This is a genomic window from Pandoraea sp. LA3 (genome assembly GCF_022696215.1).
Classification (GTDB): domain Bacteria; phylum Pseudomonadota; class Gammaproteobacteria; order Burkholderiales; family Burkholderiaceae; genus Pandoraea; species Pandoraea capi.
Window position 1 is genome coordinate 155183 of record NZ_PTPY01000038.1, and the last position, 23317, is coordinate 178499.

At 63.7% G+C, this 23317-nt stretch carries 22 protein-coding genes; 16 read left to right on the forward strand and 6 right to left on the reverse strand.

From position 1 onward, the window contains the following. Window positions 1-54 precede the first annotated feature (54 nt). The 7 genes from C5N93_RS23275 (at window position 55) to C5N93_RS23305 (ending at window position 7878) form a co-directional block, all read left to right on the forward strand. Window positions 55-792, forward strand: coding sequence for an aspartate/glutamate racemase family protein (locus tag C5N93_RS23275; RefSeq protein WP_242561096.1), 738 nt, complete (start codon window positions 55-57; stop codon window positions 790-792). Window positions 793-1056: 264 nt separating this feature from the next. After that, the gene (locus tag C5N93_RS23280) at window positions 1057-2205 is read left to right on the forward strand and encodes a PAS domain-containing protein (RefSeq protein ID WP_242561097.1); all 1149 of its coding nucleotides are present in this window, start codon (window positions 1057-1059) and stop codon (window positions 2203-2205) included. Beyond that, window positions 2196-2840: a response regulator transcription factor gene (locus C5N93_RS23285; protein ID WP_242561098.1), complete on the forward strand. Its 645-nt coding sequence runs from the start codon at window positions 2196-2198 to the stop codon at window positions 2838-2840. The genes C5N93_RS23280 and C5N93_RS23285 overlap by 10 nt, the downstream gene beginning before the upstream one ends. Window positions 2841-3147: 307 nt before the next feature. Continuing rightward, window positions 3148-4419 (forward strand): amidohydrolase family protein, encoded by a 1272-nt coding sequence (locus C5N93_RS23290; RefSeq protein ID WP_242561099.1) that lies wholly within the window; start codon window positions 3148-3150, stop codon window positions 4417-4419. A gap of 28 nt (window positions 4420-4447) precedes the next feature. Then, window positions 4448-4984, forward strand: a complete 537-nt coding sequence (locus C5N93_RS23295; protein WP_083253889.1) for a DUF1097 domain-containing protein — start codon at window positions 4448-4450, stop codon at window positions 4982-4984. 199 nt (window positions 4985-5183) lie between these two features. Continuing rightward, window positions 5184-6884 carry a gamma-glutamyltransferase family protein gene (locus tag C5N93_RS23300; protein ID WP_242561393.1) on the forward strand — a complete coding sequence of 567 codons (1701 nt, stop codon included), beginning with the start codon at window positions 5184-5186 and terminating at the stop codon, window positions 6882-6884. A 103-nt stretch (window positions 6885-6987) separates the two neighbouring features. Beyond that, on the forward strand, window positions 6988-7878 hold the full coding sequence (locus C5N93_RS23305) for a LysR substrate-binding domain-containing protein (protein ID WP_069342422.1): 891 nt from the start codon (window positions 6988-6990) through the stop codon (window positions 7876-7878). A gap of 62 nt (window positions 7879-7940) precedes the next feature. Here the strand turns inward: C5N93_RS23305 and C5N93_RS23310 are convergent, their stop codons facing one another. From C5N93_RS23310 to C5N93_RS23330, 5 genes are all read right to left on the reverse strand, one after another. Then, window positions 7941-8780, reverse strand: a complete 840-nt coding sequence (locus C5N93_RS23310; protein ID WP_242561100.1) for a bifunctional allantoicase/(S)-ureidoglycine aminohydrolase — start codon at window positions 8778-8780, stop codon at window positions 7941-7943. Between the two features lie 172 nt (window positions 8781-8952). Further along, the gene (locus C5N93_RS23315; RefSeq protein WP_242561101.1) at window positions 8953-10197 is read right to left on the reverse strand and encodes an amidohydrolase family protein; all 1245 of its coding nucleotides are present in this window, start codon (window positions 10195-10197) and stop codon (window positions 8953-8955) included. Between the two features lie 266 nt (window positions 10198-10463). Next, window positions 10464-11012 carry an AidA/PixA family protein gene (locus tag C5N93_RS23320; protein ID WP_242561102.1) on the reverse strand — a complete coding sequence of 183 codons (549 nt, stop codon included), beginning with the start codon at window positions 11010-11012 and terminating at the stop codon, window positions 10464-10466. 102 nt (window positions 11013-11114) lie between these two features. Continuing rightward, the gene (locus tag C5N93_RS23325) at window positions 11115-11618 is read right to left on the reverse strand and encodes an inclusion body family protein (protein WP_069342426.1); all 504 of its coding nucleotides are present in this window, start codon (window positions 11616-11618) and stop codon (window positions 11115-11117) included. A gap of 391 nt (window positions 11619-12009) precedes the next feature. Beyond that, window positions 12010-12663: a GntR family transcriptional regulator gene (locus tag C5N93_RS23330; RefSeq protein ID WP_069342427.1), complete on the reverse strand. Its 654-nt coding sequence runs from the start codon at window positions 12661-12663 to the stop codon at window positions 12010-12012. A 286-nt stretch (window positions 12664-12949) separates the two neighbouring features. On the opposite strand from C5N93_RS23330, the gene C5N93_RS23335 reads away from it, so the two are divergent. The 3 genes from C5N93_RS23335 (at window position 12950) to C5N93_RS23345 (ending at window position 16655) form a co-directional block, all read left to right on the forward strand. Further along, window positions 12950-13417: a VOC family protein gene (locus tag C5N93_RS23335; RefSeq protein ID WP_150720285.1), complete on the forward strand. Its 468-nt coding sequence runs from the start codon at window positions 12950-12952 to the stop codon at window positions 13415-13417. Between the two features lie 275 nt (window positions 13418-13692). Then, window positions 13693-14742 carry a porin gene (locus tag C5N93_RS23340; RefSeq protein ID WP_069342429.1) on the forward strand — a complete coding sequence of 350 codons (1050 nt, stop codon included), beginning with the start codon at window positions 13693-13695 and terminating at the stop codon, window positions 14740-14742. 101 nt (window positions 14743-14843) lie between these two features. Next, window positions 14844-16655 (forward strand): hypothetical protein, encoded by a 1812-nt coding sequence (locus tag C5N93_RS23345; protein WP_242561103.1) that lies wholly within the window; start codon window positions 14844-14846, stop codon window positions 16653-16655. A gap of 163 nt (window positions 16656-16818) precedes the next feature. On the opposite strand, the gene C5N93_RS23350 is transcribed toward C5N93_RS23345, so the two are convergent. Next, the gene (locus C5N93_RS23350; protein WP_242561104.1) at window positions 16819-17799 is read right to left on the reverse strand and encodes a 2-hydroxyacid dehydrogenase; all 981 of its coding nucleotides are present in this window, start codon (window positions 17797-17799) and stop codon (window positions 16819-16821) included. Window positions 17800-17956: 157 nt separating this feature from the next. Between C5N93_RS23350 and C5N93_RS23355 the strand changes: the two genes are divergently transcribed. From C5N93_RS23355 to C5N93_RS23380, 6 genes are all read left to right on the forward strand, one after another. Next, complete coding sequence (locus tag C5N93_RS23355; protein WP_242561105.1) at window positions 17957-18913, forward strand: fumarylacetoacetate hydrolase family protein; 957 nt, start codon at window positions 17957-17959, stop codon at window positions 18911-18913. A gap of 37 nt (window positions 18914-18950) precedes the next feature. Beyond that, window positions 18951-20012 (forward strand): ABC transporter substrate-binding protein, encoded by a 1062-nt coding sequence (locus C5N93_RS23360; protein WP_242561106.1) that lies wholly within the window; start codon window positions 18951-18953, stop codon window positions 20010-20012. A gap of 41 nt (window positions 20013-20053) precedes the next feature. Continuing rightward, the gene (locus tag C5N93_RS23365) at window positions 20054-20611 is read left to right on the forward strand and encodes a VOC family protein (protein ID WP_242561107.1); all 558 of its coding nucleotides are present in this window, start codon (window positions 20054-20056) and stop codon (window positions 20609-20611) included. Window positions 20612-20694: 83 nt separating this feature from the next. After that, window positions 20695-21438 (forward strand): ABC transporter permease, encoded by a 744-nt coding sequence (locus C5N93_RS23370; protein ID WP_069342435.1) that lies wholly within the window; start codon window positions 20695-20697, stop codon window positions 21436-21438. Next, complete coding sequence (locus C5N93_RS23375) at window positions 21435-22301, forward strand: ABC transporter ATP-binding protein (protein ID WP_242561108.1); 867 nt, start codon at window positions 21435-21437, stop codon at window positions 22299-22301. The genes C5N93_RS23370 and C5N93_RS23375 overlap by 4 nt, the downstream gene beginning before the upstream one ends. Continuing rightward, entirely contained in the window at window positions 22301-23263 is a 963-nt protein-coding gene (locus C5N93_RS23380; RefSeq protein ID WP_242561109.1) for an alpha/beta hydrolase, read from the forward strand. The genes C5N93_RS23375 and C5N93_RS23380 overlap by 1 nt, the downstream gene beginning before the upstream one ends. Window positions 23264-23317 lie beyond the last annotated feature (54 nt).

The window sequence follows — 23317 nt, forward strand, 5'->3', positions numbered from 1 at the left end:
GCATGACCGCTGTATCCGCTGTCTCCACTGTCTCAGCCCCCATCAGGAGTGTTTATGAAGATCCTCGTCGTGAACGTCAATACGACGGCCGCGATAACCGACGCCATTGCGCACCATGCACGTGCTAGCGCGTCGCCGGGTACCGAAATCGTCGGCCTCACGCCGCACTTTGGCGCGGAATCCGTCGAAGGCAACTTCGAGAGCTATCTCGCCGCGATTGCCGTCATGCAGCGGGTGATGAGCTACGACGAGCCTTACGACGCCGTAATTCAGGCGGGTTACGGCGAGCATGGACGCGAAGGGTTGCAGGAGCTGCTGAATGTGCCGGTCGTCGACATTACCGAAGCCGCCGCGAGCGTGGCAATGCTGCTCGGCCACCGCTATTCGGTCGTGACCACGCTCGATCGCACGGTGCCGTTGATCGAGGACCGTCTGAAGCTTGCCGGTCTCGATGCACGCTGCGCCTCGGTGCGCGCAAGCGGCATGCCGGTGCTCGAACTGGAGCGCGACCCGGTGCGCGCTATCGACGCCGTGGTGGCGCAAGCCGAACGTGCCGTGCGTGACGATTACGCCGAAGTCATTTGCCTGGGCTGCGGCGGCATGGTCGGGCTCGATGCGAAGATTCGCGAGCGCACGGGCGTGCCCGTCGTCGATGGTGTGTCCGCCGCCGTCGTGCTGGCCGAGTCGCTGGTGCGTCTGGGGCTTAGCACGTCGAAGGTGCGCACCTATGCGACGCCGCGCCGCAAGCAGATCGTCGGCTGGCCGCACGCCTTGCTCGGTGAAGCGGGCTGAACGATAGCGTCGCTCACGCGGCCCGGGCGCTGCCGCGTCTCCCGGGGCTGTCGGGTGTGTCGTGCGCTCATCAGATAAATTCATGAAACGACGCAGCATTCCGATATGCGGGAAAACTAGAGGCGCGCGCGACCGCCGGTCTGGCTATATTGGTTCCGGACCGGCGCCGATGTCACCGCGTACCTCCGGCAGGGCCAACGCCTTGTTCGCGAGCCTCTGACTGTGTTGCGCCGCGCCATTTCATCGGTACGGCAAGGAGACGCAGTGGAGACGCATGGCGAACTGCACCGGGCGATTCTGAACAACATCCCGGATCAGGCGTGGCTCAAGGACACCGAGTCGCGTTACATCCTCGTCAACGAGGCCTTCATGGCCGCGTGCGGCCGCAGCGAAGCCGACATCATCGGCAGTACCCCCGACAAGGTCTGGTCGTCCGACTGGGGACGCGTGTACCTCGCCACGGACAAAGCGGTTGTCGCGAGCGGCATGCGGCGTCGCTACGAGGAAAGCCGTCCCGGTGCGGACGGCGCGCCACGTTGGTTCGACACCGTCAAGATGCCCGTGCGGGACGAAGTCGGTCGCATCGTCGGCACGGTCGGCATCTCCCGGGATATCACCGACCGCAAGCGCTCCGAGATGGCATTGCTCGACTCTCGCGCGCAATTGCGCCAACTCTCCGCTTATCTGCAAACCGTGCGCGAAGCGGAGCGCACGCGACTCTCCCGCGAGCTTCACGATGAACTCGGTCAATGGCTGGGCGGCCTTCGCCTCGGCCTGAACTATCTGGAGACGCAGCCCGACATGCCCGCTGCGGATCAGTCGGCCCACATCCAGATGCTCAAGGAACTCGTGGACGAAACCATCGATGCCGTGCACCGGATCGCCGCCGATCTGCGTCCCGCAGTGCTTGACGAACTCGGACTGCACGCTGCGCTGGAGTGGCTCACCGAGTCGTTCACACAGCGTCATGGGCTACCGTGCGAACTGGTCATGCCCGAAGCCGTTACGGCATGCCTCGACAGCGAATGCAGCACGGCGATCTTCCGCATCGTGCAGGAATCACTCACGAATGCGAGCCGTCACGGCCAGCCGACACACGTGCGCGTGGCGCTCGATCTGCGTGAGGGTCATTGCCACGTGAGCATTGCCGACGATGGCCGGGGCATGGACACCGCTCGTGCCGGACATGGTCAGCGTCTGGGGCTGATGGGCATGCGCGAGCGCGCATTGATGCTGGGCGGCGCGTTCGAAATCGATAGCGCACCGGGGCAGGGCACGCGCATCCTGGTCCGAATTCCGGCGAGAGCGGGTGCAGGCGGGCTGACGGGTGTTGACACCACGCATGAGCGCGATTCATTGCCCGACGCAGCGCCTGCGGGCGCAGCCAAAGCGGGGTCGTCGACATGCGCGTGATGATTGCCGACGACCACGCCATCATTCGCGATGGCCTGAAAAAGATCATTGCGATGGCGCCCGACATGGCCGTCGTGTCCGAGGCGGTGGACGGTGACGACGTCCTCAAGCGCCTGCGCCTCACCACCGTCGACGTGCTGCTGCTCGACATGTCGATGCCGGGCAAGAGCGGCATCGCCCTGATCTCGCAAATCAAGGCGACCTATCCCGCGCTGCCGGTGCTGGTGCTGAGCATGTATCGGGAATCGCAATACGCCGTGCAGGCGATTCGCGCGGGCGCTGCCGGATACCTGACGAAGAACGCCGAATCGGAACAATTGATGAGCGCGATCCGTCGTGTGGCGCGTGGGGGCACAGTCGTCTCGCCGCTGGTGGCGGAAAAACTCGTGCGTCAGCTTCAACAACCCGCGCAGGCGTTACCGCATACGCGTCTCACCGCGCGCGAGTTTCAGATTTTCCAGATGCTCGTCGAAGGCAACGGCATCAACGACATCGCGCGTTGCCTGTCGCTGTCGGCCAAGACCGTCAGCACCCACAAGGCGAACATTCTGACCAAGATGGACATTCCATCCACGGCAGGCCTCGTCCACTACGCCATCGAACATGGCCTGATCGTCGCGGGAACCGACGCCTGACATCGAACTGACATCGACGTTCTGCGCCAGCATGCCCGCTCGCGCCGGACTCCCGTCCGGCGTTGCGATTTCCCGCGCGATTTTTCTTCCCAGTTGGGTCTCGCCGACCCGTCGACTTACCGCGCGTTTGGATTGCTGCACCGCGTCTAGGGAAATTCCTAGACGAAAACCAGCAAATCCCGATGCCCCGCGCCCGGGCGCGCCCCTACGATGAGTTCAGACCTTTGCCACCCGGCCGGCAGCGTTCCCAGATGTTCTGCCAGCACTTCAACCATTCAAACCATTCGTGACGTAAGGAGACCGCACCATGCATGTGGACCTGCTGATCAGCAACGTGTGCGTGCGCGATGACGCGCCACTCGTGGACATCGCCATCAAGGGCGGGCGTATCGTCGCGATCGAGCCGGGGATCGACGCCAGCGCCGACGAGCAGATCGACGCTCAGGGTCGTGCCGCGATTCCCGGCCTCGTCGAGGCGCATCTGCATCTGGACAAGGCGCTGCTGCATCGCCGGCTGCCGGCGCGCTTCGGCACGCTCGACGAGGCGATTCGTGTCACCGGTATTCTCAAGAGCAAACAGGAACGCGAAGACGTGCTGGATCGCTCGCGTCAGGTGCTCGACATGGCGGTCAAGAACGGTACCGTCGCCGTGCGCGCGCACCCCGACGTCGATCTGATTCAGGGGCTGATCGGCGTGGAAACGCTGCTCACGCTCAAGGACGAATACGACAGCCTGCTCGACCTGCAAATCGTGGCGTTCCCGCAGGAGGGCATTCTCAAGTCCAAAGGCACGTACGAGCTGATGATCGACGCACTGCGCATGGGCGCGGACGTCGTCGGCGGATGCCCGTACAACGAGTTGAACTGGGATGACACGAAGCGGCACATCGACATCGTGTTCGAGCTGGCGCAACGTTTCGGTGCGCCCATCGACATGCATGCCGATTTCGCGGACGACACTCGCGATCAGCGCTTCGCCGCGATCTCCTACATTGCGCAAAAGACCATCGAGACGGGCTATCAGGGACGTGTCTCGCTGGGGCACGTCACCAGTCTGGGCGCACTCGATTCCGACGAACTCGCCCCGGTCATCGAACAGATCCGGCTGGCGGGGATCAGCATCGTCACGCTACCGGCCACCGACCTCTATCTGGGCGGACGCAAGGACACGCAGAACCCGAGGCGCGGCCTCACGCCGGTCAAGGCGCTGCATAGCGCGGGCGTGAACGTGGCGTACTCGTCGAACAACGTGCGCAACGCCTTCACGCCGTTCGGCAAGGCCGACATGTTGCAGATCGGCAATCTGCTCGCGCACGTGGCGCAGTTCGGGGTGCCCGAGCATCAGCAGGCAATTCTCGATATGGGCACGCACAACGCCGCGCGCGCCATCGGGCTGTCGCACGACTACGGCATCGCCGTGGGCAAGCAGGCCGATCTGATCATTCTCGATACGTTCCGGGTGGCCGATGCGCTGCTCGATATCCCGCCACGCCTGTGGGTCATCAAACGCGGCCGCATCACGGTCGTGACGCAGCATCACTGCGAAATTCACCGGCATTCATGTTGTTGTGCGCAATGAAGTTCTTATAAAACTCAAGGAGACAATCATGAAGAAGCTGCCTGCGGAAGTCGTTGCCTCGTTACTCGCCGTCACCACCATTCCGATTGCGATGTTGCCGTTACATCTCCCGCCATGGGCCATCTTCATCAGTTGGGCCGCCACCTTCGCCATGGGCGGGCCAACGTTCGTCAATCTCAAACGCATCTGGGCCACGCTGCCCGTCGGGTCATTCTTTGCGTTCCTCATCGTGCTGGGATTCAAGCAGGCGGCAACGCAATTCAGCGGCAACACGCTGGTGCTCGCCGAGATGGTGATTCTCTTTGCGGGCAACGGTTCGATGATGGCGCTCGCACGTTTCTTCCCGGGACTGAACTTCATTCCCGGCATGTTCTTCGGCTTCGCGACGTACTTCGCCACGCTGTTCGGCGGCTTCGGTCCGGTCGCGCAAGACCCGCTCGCCGCACTCGCAGCCGCCGTGGCGATGAATGCGCTCGGCCCGGTGTACGCGTGGGTGAAGGAGCGCTATTCGGCGCCGGAAGTCACGCATCAACGCAACTGGAAGGGCTGGAAGGCAGAAGTCTGATCTGACGATTCGATGGTGTTCGGACGAAGCGACGCCAGTGTCGGGCGCGCTTCGTCCTCTAACGACAATCCCGAGGGGAGACGGCATGACGTTCGCACAAAAAACGGCCGATGGGCTGAACACGACACCTCCGGCGCATCCGCAAAACGCCTTAAACGAGACCGAGGCGGCCAGCAGTACCACGCGTCGGGACTTTCTGATGAGTACGGCCGCCCTGGCGGGCAGTGCCGTGTTGCCCATGTCGACGGCGTCCGCAGCATCGGCAGCAGCGGCTGTCGCGACGGCACCTGCGGCGTTCTCCAAGACCGACGCAGACGCCGGTCCGCGCCTCGCACAGTCGACGCGCGGCATGGTCACGAGCCCGCACGAGCTGGCAAGCGAAGCAGGGCTGGAAGTGCTGCGCGCGGGCGGCAACGCCATCGAGGCCGCGATCGCCATCGGCGCGGTATTGAGCGTGACGTATCCGCACTTCACCGGTCTGGGCGGCGACGCCTTCATGGTCATCAGCGATCGCGACGGCAACGTGCGCACGCTCTCCGGCATCGGACAGGCCGCCGCGCAAACGCCGTCATACGGCAGCGCGATTCCCGTGCGCGGCCCCGGCGCGACGTTGACCACAGCGGCGACGGTCGCCATCTGGGACAAGGCGTTCGAATTCAGCCGCACGCAATGGCATGGTCAGCAAGCCTGGTCGTCACTGTTTTCACGCGCGACCGAATATGCGGCAAACGGCTTTCCGGTCACGCCGTCGCAACACTTCTGGCAGACGTTCCGAGCGGGCGATTTGCCGAACTGGGAAGGCTTCTCGTCCGTCTTCATGCCCGGCGGACGCATTCCGCAGGTCGGCGAGCGGTTCCATCAGCCCGCACTGGCGAGAAGCCTCGATAGCATTGCGACGCACGGGGGGCGCGAGTTCTACGAGGGCGATCTCGCGGGGCGCATCGCCGCCGGGCTGAAGCAGGCCGGTTCCCCCTTGCGCGCCAGCGATCTGTCGCGAGCGCAGGCGCGCGAAGAAGTCCCGCTGCGCGTGGCGTATCGGGACGGCGAACTGCTCGGGCTGCGGCCGCCCACGCAAGGCGTGACGACGCTTGAGATCATGGGCATTCTCAATCGCTTCGATCTCAAGTCGATGCCGGAGGGCAGTGCCGACTACTATCACGTGCTCGTCGAAGCGGTGAAGCTCGCGTTCCTCGACCGCAACCGTTACGTGGCCGACCCGGACTTCGTCGATGTGCCCGTGGATCGTCTGCTCTCCAGTGCGAATCTGGACGCGCACGCCCGTAGTATCCGCATGGATCGCGCGATGCCGTGGCCGCACGTCTTCAAGACGGGCGACACCGTCTATATCGGCGCGGCTGACAGTCAGGGGAACTGCGTGAGCATGCTGCAAACGGTCTATTTCGACTGGGGCAGCGGCGTGGTGCTCGGCGATACCGGTGTGCTGTGGCATAACCGGGGCGCCTCGTTCAGCCTGGACCCCACGAGTCCGAACGTGCTCGCGGGTGGCAAGCGTCCGTTCCATACGCTCAATCCGGGCATGTATCTGAAGCAGGGGCGGCCGCAGTTGCTATACGGTACACAGGGCGCCGACGGGCAGCCGCAGACGCTCGCGGCCGTGCTCACGCGTCTGATCGACTACGAGATGGATCCGCTCACGGCGCTCAGGCGTCCGCGCTTCCTGCTCGGCAAGACGTTCTCGGATACCCGCGACAGTCTGAAGCTCGAACAGGACGCCGGGGCAGGGGTCTTTACGGCGCTTGCGGCTCGTGGACATGAGATGAGCCCGCTGCCGCCGCAAAGTCAGCTAGCGGGGCATCCGGGGGCGATTCGCATCGGTGCGCAGGGGCAGATGAGCGGTGCGCACGATCCGCGCAGCGATGGCAGAGCGCTCGGCGTGTAACGCGATCGCGGTCAATGCCCGACTACGCCGAAAACCCCAGTTGTCGGGCATTCGTTGCACGTGATACAAGTTCAGCCATCCATCGACAAAACAAATACGAGACATGGCTGGCAGTGCAAAATCGAATCGACCGCTGTTTGATCTGGATCTGCTGCGCTCGATCATCATGGTGGCCGATTGCGGCAGCTTCACCACGGCGGCCGCGCGTCTGCATTCGACGCAGTCCACCGTCAGCCAGAAGGTCCGGCGCCTCGAAGACATGGTCGGGCACAAGCTGCTAGACCGTGGCAATCGCGAGGTCCATGCAACGGACGCCGGCGAGTTGCTGCTCGGCTACGCACGTCAGATGCTCGCCCTCAACGACCAGATGTTCGAAGCGCTCTCGGGCGCGGTCGTGGCCGTCACGGTGCGTCTTGGGGTGCCGGAGGACTTCGCCACAGGGGCGACCACGCAGGTGCTCGCGCGCTTCAACCGTCAGTACCCGCAGGTGAAGCTCGAAGTGACGAGCGGGCTGAGTCGCGATCTGCTCGGCAGCTACGATCACGGCGAGCTCGATCTCGTGCTGGTCAAGCAGCGACGCAACAGCCGCGAATCGGTGGCAAGCCGTCCGGAGAAGCTGGCATGGATCGACAGCGCGAAGCATCCCTCGTTCGGACTCGATCCCGTGCCGCTGGTGACCTTTCCGACACGCGGCCTGTACCGGGACGACATGATCAACGCGCTGGAGGCCATGGGACGCAACTGGCGCATCAGCTTCACCAGCTCCAGTCTGAGTGGCATACAGGGCGCTGTCGCCGACGGCATGGGAATCAGTCTGGTGCCGCCGCGCGCGGTCTTGCCGGGGCATGTGGTACTCGGCCGGGCGCAGGGCCTGCCGGTGATCGATACGTTCGAGCTGGCGATCTTCCACCGTCCGACGGCCGATCCGATGGTCGGCGCGCTCGCCAAGGTGCTCGTGGGGATGCTCGAAACGAAACCGCGCGCGTCGAGATGAGTGAGATCATCGACGCGCGCGGCTGCGGACGTTTCGAGAACGTCCGCGTCGGGTGATTTAAGTTACTTCGGCTGTGCGCCCAACGTCAGCGTCATGTGACGGTTGACGTCCTTGTACAGCAGGTAACGGAACGGACCGGGGCCACCGGCGTAGCAGGCCTGCGGGCAGAATGCACGCAGCCACATGAAGTCGCCGGCTTCGACTTCCACCCAGTCCTGATTCAGACGATAGACGGCCTTGCCTTCGAGCACATACAGGCCGTGCTCCATGACGTGCGTTTCCGCGAACGGAATCACGCCACCCGGCTGGAACGTCACGATGTTGACGTGCATGTCGTGGCGCATGTCCTGCATGTCGACGAAGCGCGTCGTCACCCAGCGGCCGTCGGTGCCCGGCATCGGGATCGGCTCTACCTCCTGTTCGTTCTTCACGAACGGTTCCGGATACGGCAGGCCTTCCACCGCCTGATAGTGCTTGCGAATCCAGTGGAAGCGCGCGGTGCCCTGGCTGTTGTTGCGCAGTTGCCAGTCGGTCGCGGGAGGAATGAACGCGTAGCCGCCCGGGGTGAGCGTGTTGGCCTTGCCCTGAATCGTCACGGTGATTTCGCCCTCGACGACGAACAGCACGCCTTCCGCTTTGTCGTCCTGCTCGGGCTTGTCGCTGCCGCCACCGGCGCCGACTTCCATGATGTATTGCGCAAAGGTCTCGGCAAACCCGGAGAGCGGACGTGCCAGCACCCACAGGCGCGTGTTGTCCCAGAACGGGAGATGGCTCGTCACGATGTCACGCATCACGCCCTTCGGGATGACGGCGTACGCCTCGGTGAACATGGCGCGATCGGTGAGCAGTTCCGTTTGGCCGGGATGCCCGCCATGCGGCGCGTAATACGTAGTCTTCGACATTGCAGTTGGCTCCTGATGCATTCTGATTGTTCTCCCCATCGTTCGCCGCCGGGCCCCTTGGTTGCGATCCGCGCTTGGGGGCGCGCACAGACCGCTTGACCTCGGTGCGACGAACGCCTGCGGCGCCACGACCCGGCATGTCTCGTGCCGGGCGTGACGTCGCGCATGACAGTCAGGTCGGGGTGGACCCTGCTGTGTCCTTGAGCAGGGCGGGGTCCAGCGCAAGTTGCGCGGGGCCGCCCCAATAGCGTGCGTGACGAATGACGGCGCGGGCCGCCGGTGCGGCGGCCACGGCTGCGGCGGCGTTCGGTGCGTCGAAGACGACGAAACTCGCCTCGTTGCCCGCATGCAGGCCGTAGTCGTTCTTGCCAATCACGGCGGCTGCTGCGGTCGTGGCCATTTCCAGTGCGACGCGCAGATCTTCGTCCGTATAGAAACCCGAGCGATAGCCGATGAGCATCGCGCGTTGCAGCATGTCGCCGTTACCGTACGGCCACCAGCTGTCCTGAATGTTGTCGTTGCCCGTGAACACACGCACACCGGCTTCGCGCAACCGGAGAATCGGCGGGAAGGCGCGGTCGCCGGGGGCGTTGGTCATGATCGAGACGTCGGCGTCGGCCAATGCGCGTGCGATGGTGTCGAGTTCGGCAGGGCCGATGTCGCCGAGTCCGTAGGCATGGCTCACGCTGACGCGACCCTGCAAACCGGCGGCCTGTGTACGCGAGGCGATGCGATGCAGTTGTGCCAGACCGATATCGCCGGGTTCGTGCAGATGGATGTCGAGCTTCGTGCCGTGCTTCTCAGCGATGCCGAAGATCACGTTGAGTTGGCCGTGCGGGTCGCCGTCGAGCGTGGTCGGGTCGATGCCGCCCACGACGTGAACGCCCGCGCGAACCGCATCCTCCAGCACTTCAGCCGTGCCAGGGCAGGTCATGACACCCGCCTGCGGGAAGGCGACGAGTTCGATGTCGAGCCATTCGCGCCATGTCTCGCGCATGGCCATGACTTCGTTCAGATGCGAGAGACCGGTGCTCGCGTCGACGTCGACATGGCAGCGCATCGCCACCGTCCCGAATGACACGGTCTGGCGCATCAGGGCGTCCGCACGCTGGGCCATGGGCGCGGCGGCGGCGATTTCCTGCTTCTCTGCGGCCAGACGCTCGCGAAGGGTGGCTGCGGGGCGGTGCGGGCGCCAGCGATCGCCGACGAAACTCTTGTCGAGATGGATGTGGCCGTCGACGAAACCGGGCAGCACGAGCTTGCCTTGCAGATCGACGATTTGTGCGTTGGCGTCGGCCGTGTAGGACGCGGGTGCGCCGACATAGGTGAAACGTCCGTCGCGCGTAGCGAGCGTGATGGGATTGCCGTCGGCGTCGATGGCGCCAACGAAGACGCGGTGATGACCGGAGGAACTCATGGAACGACCTCTGTGCTGCCCGGGCCCTCGCTGGTGCTGCGTTCCGTGTGGTGGGCGCAGCCGCGCCGCGGGGTCTCTTAGGGGAGTGAAACTGCGGGGTAAGACTTACAAGATAGCGAACCGGTCGAACATCGACAAATTAAATATCAAAATGCATGGCATTCGATTTTTGAATAGTGGATGTCGATGACCGGGCGTGGCCGATGTGACGACGATACCGAGGAGGGCATCGCGCCGGTCTCCGTGTGCTTATCGGACTGGCGGATTCATGCCACAGCGATCCGCATCGACCAGGTGAAGCGCCCGAGCACATTCGCGTCACGGTCGGTGACGGTGGCTTCGACACTCGTTTCGGCCTCGCCGCTGGCAACAACATCCGCTTGCCAGTAAGCATCGGGGGCTTGCCGTGCGACGGCTTCCTCCGGCTTGTCGGATCGCGGCGCATAGCGCACGGCGCTGTCTTCGACGTGGAGTTGCAGATTGCCCAGCGTCGCATCGTCGGCCAGCGCGAGTTGCAACAGCACCGCGTGCTCGCCGCGCATTGCTAGCGCGGTCCAGCGTATCCGGATCCGCTCGCCCGGGCGTGCGTCGATGCGCCAACCCGCCGCGTGGGTCTCGCGGTCGCCGTCAAGGGTGTCGTGACCGGGCGACAGGCGGTAGCAATCGTCGCCGTCGACCGCGACAGGTGAAGACGTCGGCCCGGCGGCCTTGTCCAGCAACGTTGCCGTATCGATCACGAGCAGCACATCGGTGACGGCGGCGCTAACGAGAGCACCTCCGCCATCACCGGTGCCGCAGGTCTGTGCATCGGACATGGAGTTTCCTTGGGCGTAACCAGCGGGGATATCCGGAGGCGCCGCCCCCCGGCATGAACGAAGCGGCATGACGGGTAGCGGGCAGGCAGAACGCGCAGTGCGTCAATGATTGCGAATCGTGATGAACGGATCCCACTGATAGCAACCGCAGAGGTTGCCTGCGCGATCGAGCACCATGAACTGGAAGTGGTAGGTCACGCGCCCGGTCTTGAGCGTCTCGCAGGACCAGAAGTAGTTGGAGCAGCTCTGCTTCTTCGGCTTGGTCGGATCCGGCGGATTCGGAACGGGGATCGTGACCTCGGCTTCACGCGGGGACGGCGGAGAAATCAGCTCGTTGCCCTGATTGCCCACGAACTTGTAGAAGATGCAGGACTGCTCGAAGCCCAGCGACAGCGAGCATTCGCGCCAGCGAATGACGTCCCCGACGGTGGCGGCGACATCGAGTTCGCCACCGGCCTGACCGCTCACCACATTGCCTTGCGTCACGATCATGAAGACGTGCTTGAAGTCGATGATCGGCGGATTCGTCATGCTGGTGTTCTTGCCGTAACGGTCCACGATCGTCTTGGTGTCGATGCTGACCAGCACATCGGTGATTTGCGACATGGGATTCTCCACGAAAGACTTGGTTGAATGCCGCCGACCGGGCGCGATACCGGCCCTGAGTCGAACGGTCAGGCAGCGGCCCGTCAGCCGCGAGCGGAAACGTCGCGGCGGTCGCGCACGGCGTGGCGGCCACTGCTGGTTTCACCGGTGGAGCGTAGGAAGGGAATGAGAGGCGTTCAACGACGCACGGGTGCCTACGATGAGTGACTTCGGGCCGCGAGGCCGCGCTGCGGCTGGCGGCGCGGGGACTCGCCCGAACGCTACCAATCGAAAAATTGGAGCTTCGTGACCAAATCGACCCATACAAAACGGCCCATGCGCGCGGGGCGGGCATGGGCCGGATCGTTTCTCGTGGCGACGCGCTGCGACGCGTCACCGCTCGGTAGGTGTGTCAGCCAGGCTTGCGGCTGTGTTGCAGACGTTCGAGCACGTGAATGCTCAGGCGTGCGGTGTGACTGCGCATGGCGTTATAAGCGGCTTCGGCATCAGCGGCGAGCACGGCTTCGACGACACGCTCGTGTTCATCGAACGACACCGTGAAACGCTCTTCGACATCGGATTGCGCGGCCCGGAAAGGGGCGAGCCGTTCCCGATGGCTGTCGATGAGCGCCATCAACGTCTTGTTCTGGGTGCCTGCGCTCAGCAATTGATGGAATTCGCGATTGAGCGCCAGATAGCCGGCCTCGTCGCCTGCATCCATGCATTGCTTGCTCTGGACGTGAATCATTTCGAGCTGCTTCTTCTGCATGGCGCTCATGCGCTGCGCGCTCAGGCGGCAGCACAGGGCGTCGAGTTCGCACATCGCTTCGAGCATGTCGGACAGATCGTCGACGCTGATGCTCGCCACGACACCGCCCTTGTGCGGCGTCAGTTCGATGAGTCCTCGCGCATTGAGCTCGCGAAGCGCTTCGCGGATCGGCGTGCGCGACGCCTTGAAACGCTCGGCCAGCACGACTTCTTCCAGCTTTTGCCCCGGCGGCAGGCTTCCGTCGATGATCTCGCCCGTCAACACCCGGCAGATTCTTGCGGCAATGGTTTCGGCCATGCTGATCTATTCGCTCCGTGGATGCGTCGTTTTGATTGGATTGTATACATGCGGATTATACGAGTATTTTCCCGCGCGATGCAGTGCTGACGCCACGTGGGGCGTGGTTTGGTCGGTTTCCATAAAGATTAGGACACTTTAATGCATTCAAAAATACGTTTTTGAATGCAAATAGCTGGGATAGTATACATAAGCCATCTGCCCGACATCTCGTGCAGGGCTTGTTATCTCGTTTGAGATTCGCTTGAAACCTCGCTTGAAACCTAACTGGAAGGAGACATTCACCATGGCCAAACTGCGTCACATCGCCCTTTCCGTGCCCGATCCCTGGAAGGCGGCCGAGTTCTACATGCAGGCGTTCGACTTCAAGAAAGTGGGGGAGACCGACTCGTCGCTGGCGCGCGGCGTGTATCTCTCCGACGGCGTCATCAACCTTGCGCTGCTCAACTACAAGAACGACGAGGCCGCAGGCGATCGCGGCCGTGAGTACGTCGGTCTGCACCACATCGGTATCTGGGTGGAGGACGTCGAGGCCACGCGCGCGAGGATCGAAGCGGCCGGCGGCCGTTACTACATGGGCGAAGTGCCGGTGAAGAGCAACATCTTCTATGAAGTGAAGTTCTTCGATCCGAACGGCGTGATCTTCGACGTGACGGCCCACGGCTGGGGCGGCGCGTCGAAAGACGGCACACGCACGGACGATGCTCCGAAGCTGCGTCACGAAGGGCTGCAAGCCGATCGCACCGGTCTCTGATCAGGCACACCCGAACGACGCATCCCCTCGGTATTTCCAAAACCCCGCCGGCAGCGTGACGCCGGCGGCGGCCTCGACTCGCTACGCATCGGGTATCAGGGGTAACCCGCTATAAAAAAATAGCCCGTTTGTATAAGCAAATAGCAGTAGAAATTCAATTTCTTTGATATGTATAATCGTTCGAACGATTGTATACATACAACGGGCGGGCGGCAGACATCCCGGTAACAGAGAAGGGAGCGCCGCAAATAAAACGAGAACTATCAGGAGACAGCATGAAGAAGCGAGTGTTGTGTGCATTGCTGCTGGGTGCAATGCAGGGCGGTGCGTATGCGCAATCTTCCGGGGGTGTGACGCTTTCGGGGTTCGTGGACCTGAATATCGAGCAGTTGTGGGGCTCGGGCGCGAACGGCGGCAAGGTCACAAGAGTGTCCAGCGGCGGGCTGAACAACTCTCGCTTCAATTTGAGCGGTTATGAAGAACTCGGCGGCGGCAACCGCGCGTTCTTCACTTATGAGCCGATGTTCTCGGCCAACAACGGTTCGCAATCGGCGCAGGCGCGTCAGTCGTTCGTCGGTATCAAGGGACCGTGGGGGGATCTGTCGCTGGGACGTCAGTTCACGCCCTCGTACTGGATCGCCGGGTACGCTGACCCGAGCTGGGCGGCGGACTTCAGTATGGTCAACAACATGGAGTTCTTCTACGCGTCGTACCGCGTGGACAACTCCATTCAGTACAAAACACCGTCGTGGTACGGCTTGAACGCCCGCTTCATGGCAACGACCGGTGTGGGCGACGGCACGCGCTCGGGCCGCTTCTATTCGGCGGCACTCGAATACCGCAGCGGCAACATCTTCCTGGGCGCGGTCAGTGAGCTGCAATACACGCGCGACATCTATTCGTCGAGCCAGATCCGTTCATCGCGCGACAACTACTTCGCGGCGACGTACAAGTTCGGCAGCGTGGAGCCGACCCTGATCTATCACACGTACAACGGCTATTACGCCTATCCCCCGTATGTCGCCTTCAACGTGCGCGGCTGGGATATTCAGGCGGGCGTGCGCTATGCACTCACCGATCGCCATCGCTTCTACGCGAGCTTCGTCCATCGTCAGGACGACGACAACAAGGCGCTTTCGAACGCCAACGGTTTTGTCGTCGGCTACATGTACGGCTTGTCCAAGCGCACCACGCTCTATGCGACCTACGCCCGTGTCCAGCACAGCAACGACACGCTCGTTCATTACCCCGTGACGTTCCAGGTCACGCCGACCGGTTCGCAAAACCCGTCGGGCGTGCAGTTCGGGATTCGTCACGCGTTCTGACCGGACGCATTCCGGTTGCCTGCATCAAGCCGCCAGTGCCCGCGTGTCGGGTCCGACATCGGGGCGCTGGCAAGAAGACTTTTGAGACGAAGGAGGAAGACATGTTTCGCACGAAATCACTCGGTGTGTCCTTGACAGCGACGGCCGTGCTCGCCGCGCTGACGATGACGCTCGCGGCCCACGCGTCGGCACCCGAGAGTGCGCCGGCCGCACAACCGGCACAGGCTGCACAGGCTGCCGAGGCACAGCCGGGCGGCACGCCGGGCACGCCCAACGTCAAGGATCCGTATCTGGCCGGCTGGCTGCGTCTCACGCCGGATCGCGAGCCCAAGCCGCTCAAACCCGGCGTCGACTACGGCATGGACCCCGCGACGGGAAAGTTCATCTGGCCGAAGGCCACGCCTGAAGTCCACACGGGCCAGCGCTTTCCCGGCGAGCTGACGTCATGGGACAAGAAGAGCTATGCGAAGAACGTGAAGGTGCTGGCGTTCTACCCGGGCGTGGATTCGCCGTTCCACGCGTGGAACAACATCGCCGACTTCAACGGCAAGCGCTATCTCTACATCCATGACCGCGACTATCTGCGCATCATGGACGTGACCGATCCGGCGAACGGCAAGGTCGTGTATTCGAAAGGCGGCGTATGGGGGCCGAAGGGATCGAGCGAAAAGTTCGATGCCAACAACGTGCAGGACTATCTCGGCGGCGCCACCATCGTGTGGAACAAGAAGCTGGGCAAGCCGATCCTCGTCGCCTCGTTCGAAATCGGTCGCTACGGGCTGATGCAGGACAAGTCGAAGCAGCCTGACAAGGTCGCAGCGCAACGCAATTACAACTCGCTCAAGGGCTTCAAGGTCTTCGTGATGGACGGACCGCTGCCCTCCGACTGGAAGCTGATCGCCACGCGCACGACCGACTACAAGCATCCGGATGCCCCCGTCGGCCAGCAGCAGGGGTCCGGTTCGCTCGACTCGCCGGAGTTCTACGGCGGCAAGTACATGATTCTCTCGTCCGCACCGGACGACAGCTACGCGCTCACCGAGTACCCGAACTATCTCTACTCGCCGGGCTATCAGGTGTGGGACATGTCGGACCCGGCCAACCCGAAGTTCGTCTCGCAGATTTCGGTCCCGGGACAGATTCTCGGCAACGCCGAACATGAGCAGGCGTATCTGCAAAACGCACGCGCGGGCAACCGTACGTCGTGGATGGGTTCGCGCATGCCGATCTTCCTGCCCAAGCCGCTGGAGCAGGGCGGCAAGGTGGGCTTCGGCGCCATGGGCGGTCTGGGGCTGTGGTCGTTCGACCTGTCCGATCCGGCACATCCGAAGGTGGTGGGCAACGTGAACACGCCGCCCAGCTTCGCGGGCACGGAGTACGACAACGCCGACGTCAGCCAGTACGAGCGCACGGGCTATGTGCTCACCAGCGGCTATCCGATGAACCGCGACTGCTACGAGCCGTTCAAGGACATCTTCGTGGTCGATGCGCGCAATCCCGCCAGGATGAAGGTCACGACGAAGCTGCCCGAGCCGGAAATCCCGGAAGGCGCGCCGTTCACGAGCTTCTGCCAGCGTGGCGGCAATTACGGCCCGAAGCGTTCGAACTCGATCGGACAGCCGGGGACCTGGCGTCAGGGCATCGTGCCTTACTCGTACTACAACGCCGGCGTACAGATTTTCGACGTGAAGGATCCGGCGAAGCCGCGCATTGCCGGGTACTTCGTGCCGGGGTTGGCCGACGAGACGGAACTGCCGGTCTACACGCTGGGCAAGGGCGTCTTCGCGATGTACACCGAGTACGACCGCAACATCATGTGGGCCTTCACCGAGAACGGCGCCTACGCACTGTCGAGCCCCTTGCTGGGTGAGCCGGTCATGGGCGCACCGGCAAAGCCCTGGCCGGCGCGATGAGACGTGGCTGACCGGCCTTCATAGGCACTGCGTCAATGCATTACGCCAGTGCGGCACGACAGGTGATGTCGTGCCGCTGCCGCGAACGACTTCACAGGGCCTCCAAAGCGTGAAGTGTTGAAGCGGGCAACCTCCGATGGTCTCCCGGTTGCCCGCTTCTTTTTTATTCGTTCGCTTTGCGATGCGTTGTGACGGTACTGACGGTGTTGACGGCCGCCGGTAACGGTTTGCCCGAGAGGTGGGCGCGCACGTTGGCCAGCAACAGATCGATCTGCGCTTGCAACGCCGTCGGCGAACGCCCGGAGATGTGCGGCGTCAGCACGACGTTTTCCAGCATGCGCAGCGCGGAAGGGACTTCCGGTTCGTTCTCGTAGACGTCGAGCGCGGCGCCTGCGATGACGCCGTCGCACAGCGCTTCGATGAGCGCCACGGTATCGACGACGCTGCCGCGCGCCACGTTCACCAGAAAGCCGTTGGCGCCGAGTTGTGCGAGTACGTCGGCATTCACGAGGTGATGCGTGGCAGGACCGCCGGGGCAGGCGAGCACGAGGAAGTCGCTGGCAGCGGCCAGCGCGTCGACATTGTCGTAGTGCTGCCACCGGCAACCGGTGCGCGCCGTACGCGTGTGATAGCCGATCGACATGCCGAAGCCCTCGGCGCGCGTTGCGATGCCTTGTCCGATGTTGCCGAGGCCGACGAGGCCGAGTCGCGCACCGTGCAGGGTCGGGCGCGGCGCACGATGTCTGGCCCAGCCGCCCGCCTTCACGGCGCGATCGAGTGTCACGAGCCCGCGCGCGGCTGCGAGCATCAGCGCCAGCGCGTGATCGGCCACGGTCTCGCCGTTGGTGTTGGGAGCGTGCGCGACCGCGATCCCGCGTGCGGTGGCGGCGGCGACGTCGATGTTCTCGAAGCCCGCACCGAAGGCGCAGATGAGCTCGACGTGTGGCATGGCGTCCATTTGCGCCGCCGTGAAGCCCGTCGTGCCGTTGGTCAGCACGAGCCGCACGCCGGGCGTGATGTCGCTCGATTCGAGGCGCGTGGTGCGCACGTCGACATCGTGCAGACGCAGTCCTGCGGCAAGCAATTGCGCCCGTGCGAGCGGTTCGAGCGGGATGAGATTGAGGAGGAGCGGAGCGTCGGTCATGGGTCTTAATCGCCTCGATGCGTTGGATTGAAGAATAAAATACAAACTAGTTGTTATGTATACATATGCTATGTATTGTGTTTCAACATAGCAATCAAAAAGACAGCCGATCGGTGAAAACGACGTCGGCTTCACGAAGGAAGACAAGGAGGAAGGTGTGAGCTGGTTTGGAATCGCAACTTATGAATCGCTGGCAACGGACACGCTCGGAGCACGTCGTACGGCGCTGGTGCAACACGGGCGGCTGTATGACCTGGAGGCCGTGCTGCGTCAGATGGACGTGGCGCTGGAGGACGGCCTGAGCGCGTCGCAGGATCTGACGGCGCTGCTCTCGGACTGGTACGTTCGCGGCGATGCGGTTTGCACGGCCGTGCGCCGCGCCATCGACGCCGGTGTCCCGGCCAAGGTCGGTGCGTTGGCGACCGACACGTACCGTCTGTGCGTGCCGTACCAGCCGGGCCGCATCTTTGCCACGGCATCCAACTTCTACGAGCACGCGGCGGAAATGGGCACCAAGCTCGCGCCGCGCAGCGAAAGCTCACCGTACATGTTCATGAAGGCGGAGACGAGCGTGACCGCCACCGATACCGACGTCGTGCTGCCGCCGCATGCCGAGCGTGTCGACTGGGAAGTCGAGCTGGCGGTGGTGATCGGGCGTCCGGGCCGTCACGTGCCGGTGGCGCAGGCACACGAGTGGATCGCGGGCTATACCGTCATCAACGACGTGAGCGCGCGCGACCTCAACCGTCGCACCGACTATCCGTTCACGCACGACTGGTTTCGCGGCAAGAGTTTCGATACCTTTGCTCCTCTGGGGCCGTGGTTTGTGCCGCGCGACGTCATTCGCGATCCCCAGAATCTGCGCATGACGCTGTCGGTCAACGGCGAAACGATGCAGAACGACACGACGGCGGGAATGATCTTCAACATCGCGGAGCAGATCGCCTACCTGTCCGAGATCCTGACGCTCAAGCCCGGCGACCTGATTGCCACGGGCACGCCGACCGGCGTTGGCATGGGACGCGGCGTGTACCTAAAGGCGGGTGACGTGATGGTGGCGGGGATCGAAGGCATTGGCGCCATCGAGAACCGTGTCGTGGCACAGCGCAAATAACAAAGGCCGCTCATGTGGCGGCCAGGAGGAGGCAGCAATGCAGCAGTGGCAGTTGACCCGGCGCTGGTGGACGGCGCTCGTATGTGCCGGAACGCTCGGCGCTGTCGGTGCAGGCGCGATGTGGGCGACCCCCGTCGTTGCTCAAGTCGCGCAGACCGCTCAGGCCGCACCGACAAAAGTGAAGTTCAACCTCTCATGGCTGCCGCAGGGCAGTACCGGCGGCGTGATCGTCGCGATCAACAAGGGCTTTTACCGCGAGGCGGGACTCGACGTCTCGGCCATCGTCGGCCACGGTGGTCAGCGCACCGTCAATGAAGTCGATCAGGGGCTGTTCGAGTTCGGCTACGGCGATCCGATCAGCGTGATGCTCAACCGTGCGCAGGGCGGCAAGACGAAGATGGTCGGCTCGATCAACGCTGTCTGGCCGGGGGCGATCTGTTACCTCGTCAAGCCCGGGCGGACCATTGCGAAGCCGGCCGACCTGAAGGGCATGTCGATGGGCGGCGGCGGTGCGTCGCCGTTGCAGAACATCGTGCCCGCCTGGCTCAAGGCCAACGGTCTGCCGCCGACGTCGGTCAAGCTGCTGCGCCTCGATCCGTCGACCATCAATCCGTCGTTCCTGCAAGGACGCGTCGATCTGACCGAATGCTGGGAAGGCGCCAATCTGCCTGTGCTCAAGTCGCTTGCCGCGAAGCAAGGCCGTGAGATCGGTTCGTTGCGTTATCGCGATTTCGGCCTCGACATGGTCGGCAACGGCATCGTCACGACGGAAAAAATGATCGAGCAGAAACCTGACGTGGTGCGTCGCTTCGTGCAGGCCACTTACCGCGGCTATGCGTGGATGCGCGAGCACCCGGAGGCGTCGGCTGCCGTGATCGTCTCGCAGTACCCGATGCTCGACAAGCAGGTGATGGTCGAACAGATTCGCCAGATCGGCGCGCTCGAGACCGATCGCGAGACGAAGGGACCGAACGCACATAAGCCGGGCTGGCTGCCGGTGCCGCGTATGGAGGCGACCGCGAAGTTCGTGCGCGATGCCTTCAACCTCGCGCCCGCGCTCAAAGCGACCGACATCTATACCAATCAGTTCGTCGAGTGACGCCCGCTGCGGTGCGAACGACGGCAATGCAAGGAGTGGAGATGACAAGCCCCAAACCCAAACTCAATCCGAAGCGTCTCGGCCATCTGGTGCTGGTCGTGCGCGATATCCAGAAGTCGGCGAAGTTCTATACGGAAGTGCTCGGCCTGACCGTCTCCGACTGGATCGACGATCAGATGGTGTTCCTGCGCGCCGGCAGCGATCACCACGATCTGGCGCTTTCGCAGATTCCCGCCAACTCGCCCGATATCGACGATTTGCCGCGCTACAGCCGCCCTGGCATGGAGCACTTCTCGTATCTGGTCGACAGCGTCGAGGAGATGGAGAAGGCCGTGGACATTCTGCGCGAGCACAACGTCGAAATCGTGCGCGGCATCGGTCGTCACGGCCCCGGCGCGAACTACTTCCTCGTGTTCAAGGATCCGGACGGCAACAACGTCGAGCTGTATTGCGAGATGACGCAGATCGACGCCGAGCATCCGTATGAAGCGAAGGTCTGGGAGCGCAAGATCGAGAGCTTCGACCGATTCCGGTTCGAGCGCTTCGTCGTGCCGCCCCCGCCGGGCATGGTCAAGGAGAAGTCGGGCGGCAAGGCGTAGGCCGTCGGCCACGCCATCGTTCAGCCGCTTAGCTGTGTGACCCGCGCCGCGTCGGGCACCGGTATTCCGGAGGAGACATTCGAATGAAACGCATCGCACAGACGATCGTGTTCTGGGGCGTATTGCTCGCCCTGTGGGAATTGGCCGTAACGTATTTCAAGGTGCAGTCGTACCTGATGCCGCCGCCGTCGGCGATCTTCCGCGCCGCGTGGGAAGTGCATCCGCAGATGCTCGCCGACACATGGGTGACGACCGTCGAAGTGCTGACGGGCTTCGTCGCGGCGGTCGCGGGCGGGCTCGTGATCGGCGTGGTCATCAGCTACAGCGCCTTTGCACGTCGCACGTTGTATCCGCTCGTTACCGCCTTGCAGAGCATGCCGAAGATCGCGCTCGCACCGCTCATGATCGTGTGGTTCGGGTATGGCTTCGCGTCGAAGCTGGCGTCGACGTTCCTGTTCGCCTTCTTCCCGGTCGTGGTCGCGACGATGGGTGGACTGGCGTCCGTCGCACGCAATCTGGATGAGCACTTCCGGGCGCTGGGCGCGAGCCCGTGGGACACCTTCTGGCGGTTGTATCTGCCGGCGGCGCTGCCAGCATTCGCCGACGGGTTGAAGATCGCCATGCCGCTCGCCGTGATCGGGGCCATCGTCGGCGAGTTCATTGGCTCGGAGGAGGGGTTGGGCCACCTGATCGTGTTCGCGTCGGCGGCGGCACGCACCGACGTCATGTTCGCAGCGATTCTCATGGTGACGTTGCTCGCCGTGGTGCTGTACTGGGGCATCGAGCGCCTGGCGCGCTTCGTCTGGTGGCGGGGGATCAACGTATGAGCGGCATTCAGCACATCAAGACGGGCAGCGTGGGTAGCGTGACGTCGCTGCCGACGTCACGCCCGACGGAACCCGCCGCCGTCACACGCCCGGCCGAGGCGATGATCGAAGTGCGTCACGTCGACAAGACGTTCGCCGCGAAGCAACGCAAAGCCGCGCCCGTGAGGATTCTCGACGACGTGTCCCTGTCCATCGCGGATCAGGAGTTCGTGTCGATTCTCGGCGCGAGCGGCTGCGGCAAGAGCACATTGCTGCGCATCGTGGCGGGGCTCGTGCCGCACGATGGCGGCGAGGTCCGCGTTGGCGGGCAGCGCGTGTCGCGCCCGGTCCCGGAGATCGGCGTCGTCTTCCAGACGAGCAACATGCTGCCCTGGCTAACCGTACGGCAGAACCTGATGCTCGGCACGAGCCTTCGCAAGATTCCGAAGGAAAAAAGCGAGCCGCGCGTGTCTGCGCTGCTGGAAATGCTGGGGCTGGCGCAGTTCGCGGACCACCATCCGCATGAGCTGTCCGGCGGCATGCGTCAGCGGGCGTCCATCGGCCAGATCCTCGCGCTCGAACCCAAAGTGCTGCTCATGGACGAGCCGTTCGGTGCGCTCGACGCCCTCACGCGCGACAACCTGAACGTCGAACTGCTACGCATCTGGCAGGAGCATCGCCAGACGGTACTGCTCGTCACGCACAGCATCGAGGAAGCGGTGTTTCTGTCGGACCGCGTGATCGTGATGTCGGCGCGACCGGGCAAGGTCGAACAGGAAGTGGTCATCGACCTGCCGCGTCCGCGTTCACCGCAGACGATCAAGCAACACCCGCGTTACGCCGGTTACATCGCGCAGCTCTCGCAGCTGATGGGGGTCTATTGATGGATGGGCAGACGTTCGTCGCCAGCGATGTCAGCAACGCGGGCTGGGCGTCCGCGCGTGCCCGCATGCGCGCGCTCGGCCCGCAGTGGACGCACGACATTGCCGCCGGCCGCCGTGCGGTGCTCGACACCTACACGCCGCTGCTGGCGCAGGCGTCGACCGATGGTTTCGCCGTCGAGCGCGATCTGGCCTATGGACCGCATGCGCGGCATCGGCTCGACGTCTACCGCCCGACGTGCGGCGCAACGCATGCCCTTGGCCCGGCCCCGGTCGTGGTGTTCGTGCACGGTGGCGGATTCGTGCGCGGCGACATGAATGCGAACGCGCAGATCTACGGCAACGTGCCGCGGTACTTCGCGCGTCAGGGCTGTGTGGCGGTGAACGTGGAGTATCGGCTGGCGCCCGAGGCGTCGTTCCCCGGCGGGGCGCAAGACGTTGCGCTGGCCATGCGCTGGTTGCGCGCGCATCTGCGCGAGCACGTGGGCGAGGGTGACGTCGACCTGTCGCGCATGCTGCTGATCGGCCATTCGGCCGGCGGGTCGCACGTGGCGAGCTATCTGAGCGATCCGCGCGTACGACCTGTCACGCCGGAGGTGGCGGGCGCAGTGCTCATCAGCGCACGGTTACGGGCCGACATACTGCCTGACAACCCGAACGCGCCCGGCGTCGTGGCGTATTACGGCGACGATCCGGCGCGCTTCGAGACCGACGCCCCGATGGCGCACGTCGAAGCGATGCCGGTGCCGGTGATGACGGTCGTCGCGGAATTCGAGAATCCCCATCTCGATACGTACGCGCTGGAGTTCTGTCATCGGCTGTCGCAACGGGACGGACGCGCCTCGCGCTTCGTTCAGGTGCGCGACCACAACCACACCTCGGTCGTGGCCCATCTCGACACCGGCGACGACTCGCTGGGTCGCGAAATCCTGCAATTCCTGCACGAACTCAACCCATCGCCCTGATGCGGTCCGTGCCTGCCTGAGTCGCTGAGCCTCGTTCACCGAGGTTCGGCGACG

What these genes read in the sequence shown, in the direction of transcription:
- C5N93_RS23275 (WP_242561096.1), top strand. Translation starts at nt 55, where the DNA reads ATGAAGATCCTCGTCGTGAACGTCAATACGACGGCCGCGATAACCGAC.
- C5N93_RS23285 (WP_242561098.1), top strand. Translation starts at nt 2,196, where the DNA reads ATGCGCGTGATGATTGCCGACGACCACGCCATCATTCGCGATGGCCTG.
- C5N93_RS23290 (WP_242561099.1), top strand. Translation starts at nt 3,148, where the DNA reads ATGCATGTGGACCTGCTGATCAGCAACGTGTGCGTGCGCGATGACGCG.
- C5N93_RS23295 (WP_083253889.1), top strand. Translation starts at nt 4,448, where the DNA reads ATGAAGAAGCTGCCTGCGGAAGTCGTTGCCTCGTTACTCGCCGTCACC.
- C5N93_RS23300 (WP_242561393.1), top strand. Translation starts at nt 5,184, where the DNA reads ATGAGTACGGCCGCCCTGGCGGGCAGTGCCGTGTTGCCCATGTCGACG.
- C5N93_RS23305 (WP_069342422.1), top strand. Translation starts at nt 6,988, where the DNA reads ATGGCTGGCAGTGCAAAATCGAATCGACCGCTGTTTGATCTGGATCTG.
- C5N93_RS23310 (WP_242561100.1), bottom strand. Translation starts at nt 8,780, where the DNA reads ATGTCGAAGACTACGTATTACGCGCCGCATGGCGGGCATCCCGGCCAA.
- C5N93_RS23315 (WP_242561101.1), bottom strand. Translation starts at nt 10,197, where the DNA reads ATGAGTTCCTCCGGTCATCACCGCGTCTTCGTTGGCGCCATCGACGCC.
- C5N93_RS23320 (WP_242561102.1), bottom strand. Translation starts at nt 11,012, where the DNA reads ATGTCCGATGCACAGACCTGCGGCACCGGTGATGGCGGAGGTGCTCTC.
- C5N93_RS23325 (WP_069342426.1), bottom strand. Translation starts at nt 11,618, where the DNA reads ATGTCGCAAATCACCGATGTGCTGGTCAGCATCGACACCAAGACGATC.
- C5N93_RS23330 (WP_069342427.1), bottom strand. Translation starts at nt 12,663, where the DNA reads ATGGCCGAAACCATTGCCGCAAGAATCTGCCGGGTGTTGACGGGCGAG.
- C5N93_RS23335 (WP_150720285.1), top strand. Translation starts at nt 12,950, where the DNA reads ATGGCCAAACTGCGTCACATCGCCCTTTCCGTGCCCGATCCCTGGAAG.
- C5N93_RS23340 (WP_069342429.1), top strand. Translation starts at nt 13,693, where the DNA reads ATGAAGAAGCGAGTGTTGTGTGCATTGCTGCTGGGTGCAATGCAGGGC.
- C5N93_RS23345 (WP_242561103.1), top strand. Translation starts at nt 14,844, where the DNA reads ATGTTTCGCACGAAATCACTCGGTGTGTCCTTGACAGCGACGGCCGTG.
- C5N93_RS23350 (WP_242561104.1), bottom strand. Translation starts at nt 17,799, where the DNA reads ATGACCGACGCTCCGCTCCTCCTCAATCTCATCCCGCTCGAACCGCTC.
- C5N93_RS23360 (WP_242561106.1), top strand. Translation starts at nt 18,951, where the DNA reads ATGCAGCAGTGGCAGTTGACCCGGCGCTGGTGGACGGCGCTCGTATGT.
- C5N93_RS23365 (WP_242561107.1), top strand. Translation starts at nt 20,054, where the DNA reads ATGACAAGCCCCAAACCCAAACTCAATCCGAAGCGTCTCGGCCATCTG.
- C5N93_RS23370 (WP_069342435.1), top strand. Translation starts at nt 20,695, where the DNA reads ATGAAACGCATCGCACAGACGATCGTGTTCTGGGGCGTATTGCTCGCC.
- C5N93_RS23375 (WP_242561108.1), top strand. Translation starts at nt 21,435, where the DNA reads ATGAGCGGCATTCAGCACATCAAGACGGGCAGCGTGGGTAGCGTGACG.
- C5N93_RS23380 (WP_242561109.1), top strand. Translation starts at nt 22,301, where the DNA reads ATGGATGGGCAGACGTTCGTCGCCAGCGATGTCAGCAACGCGGGCTGG.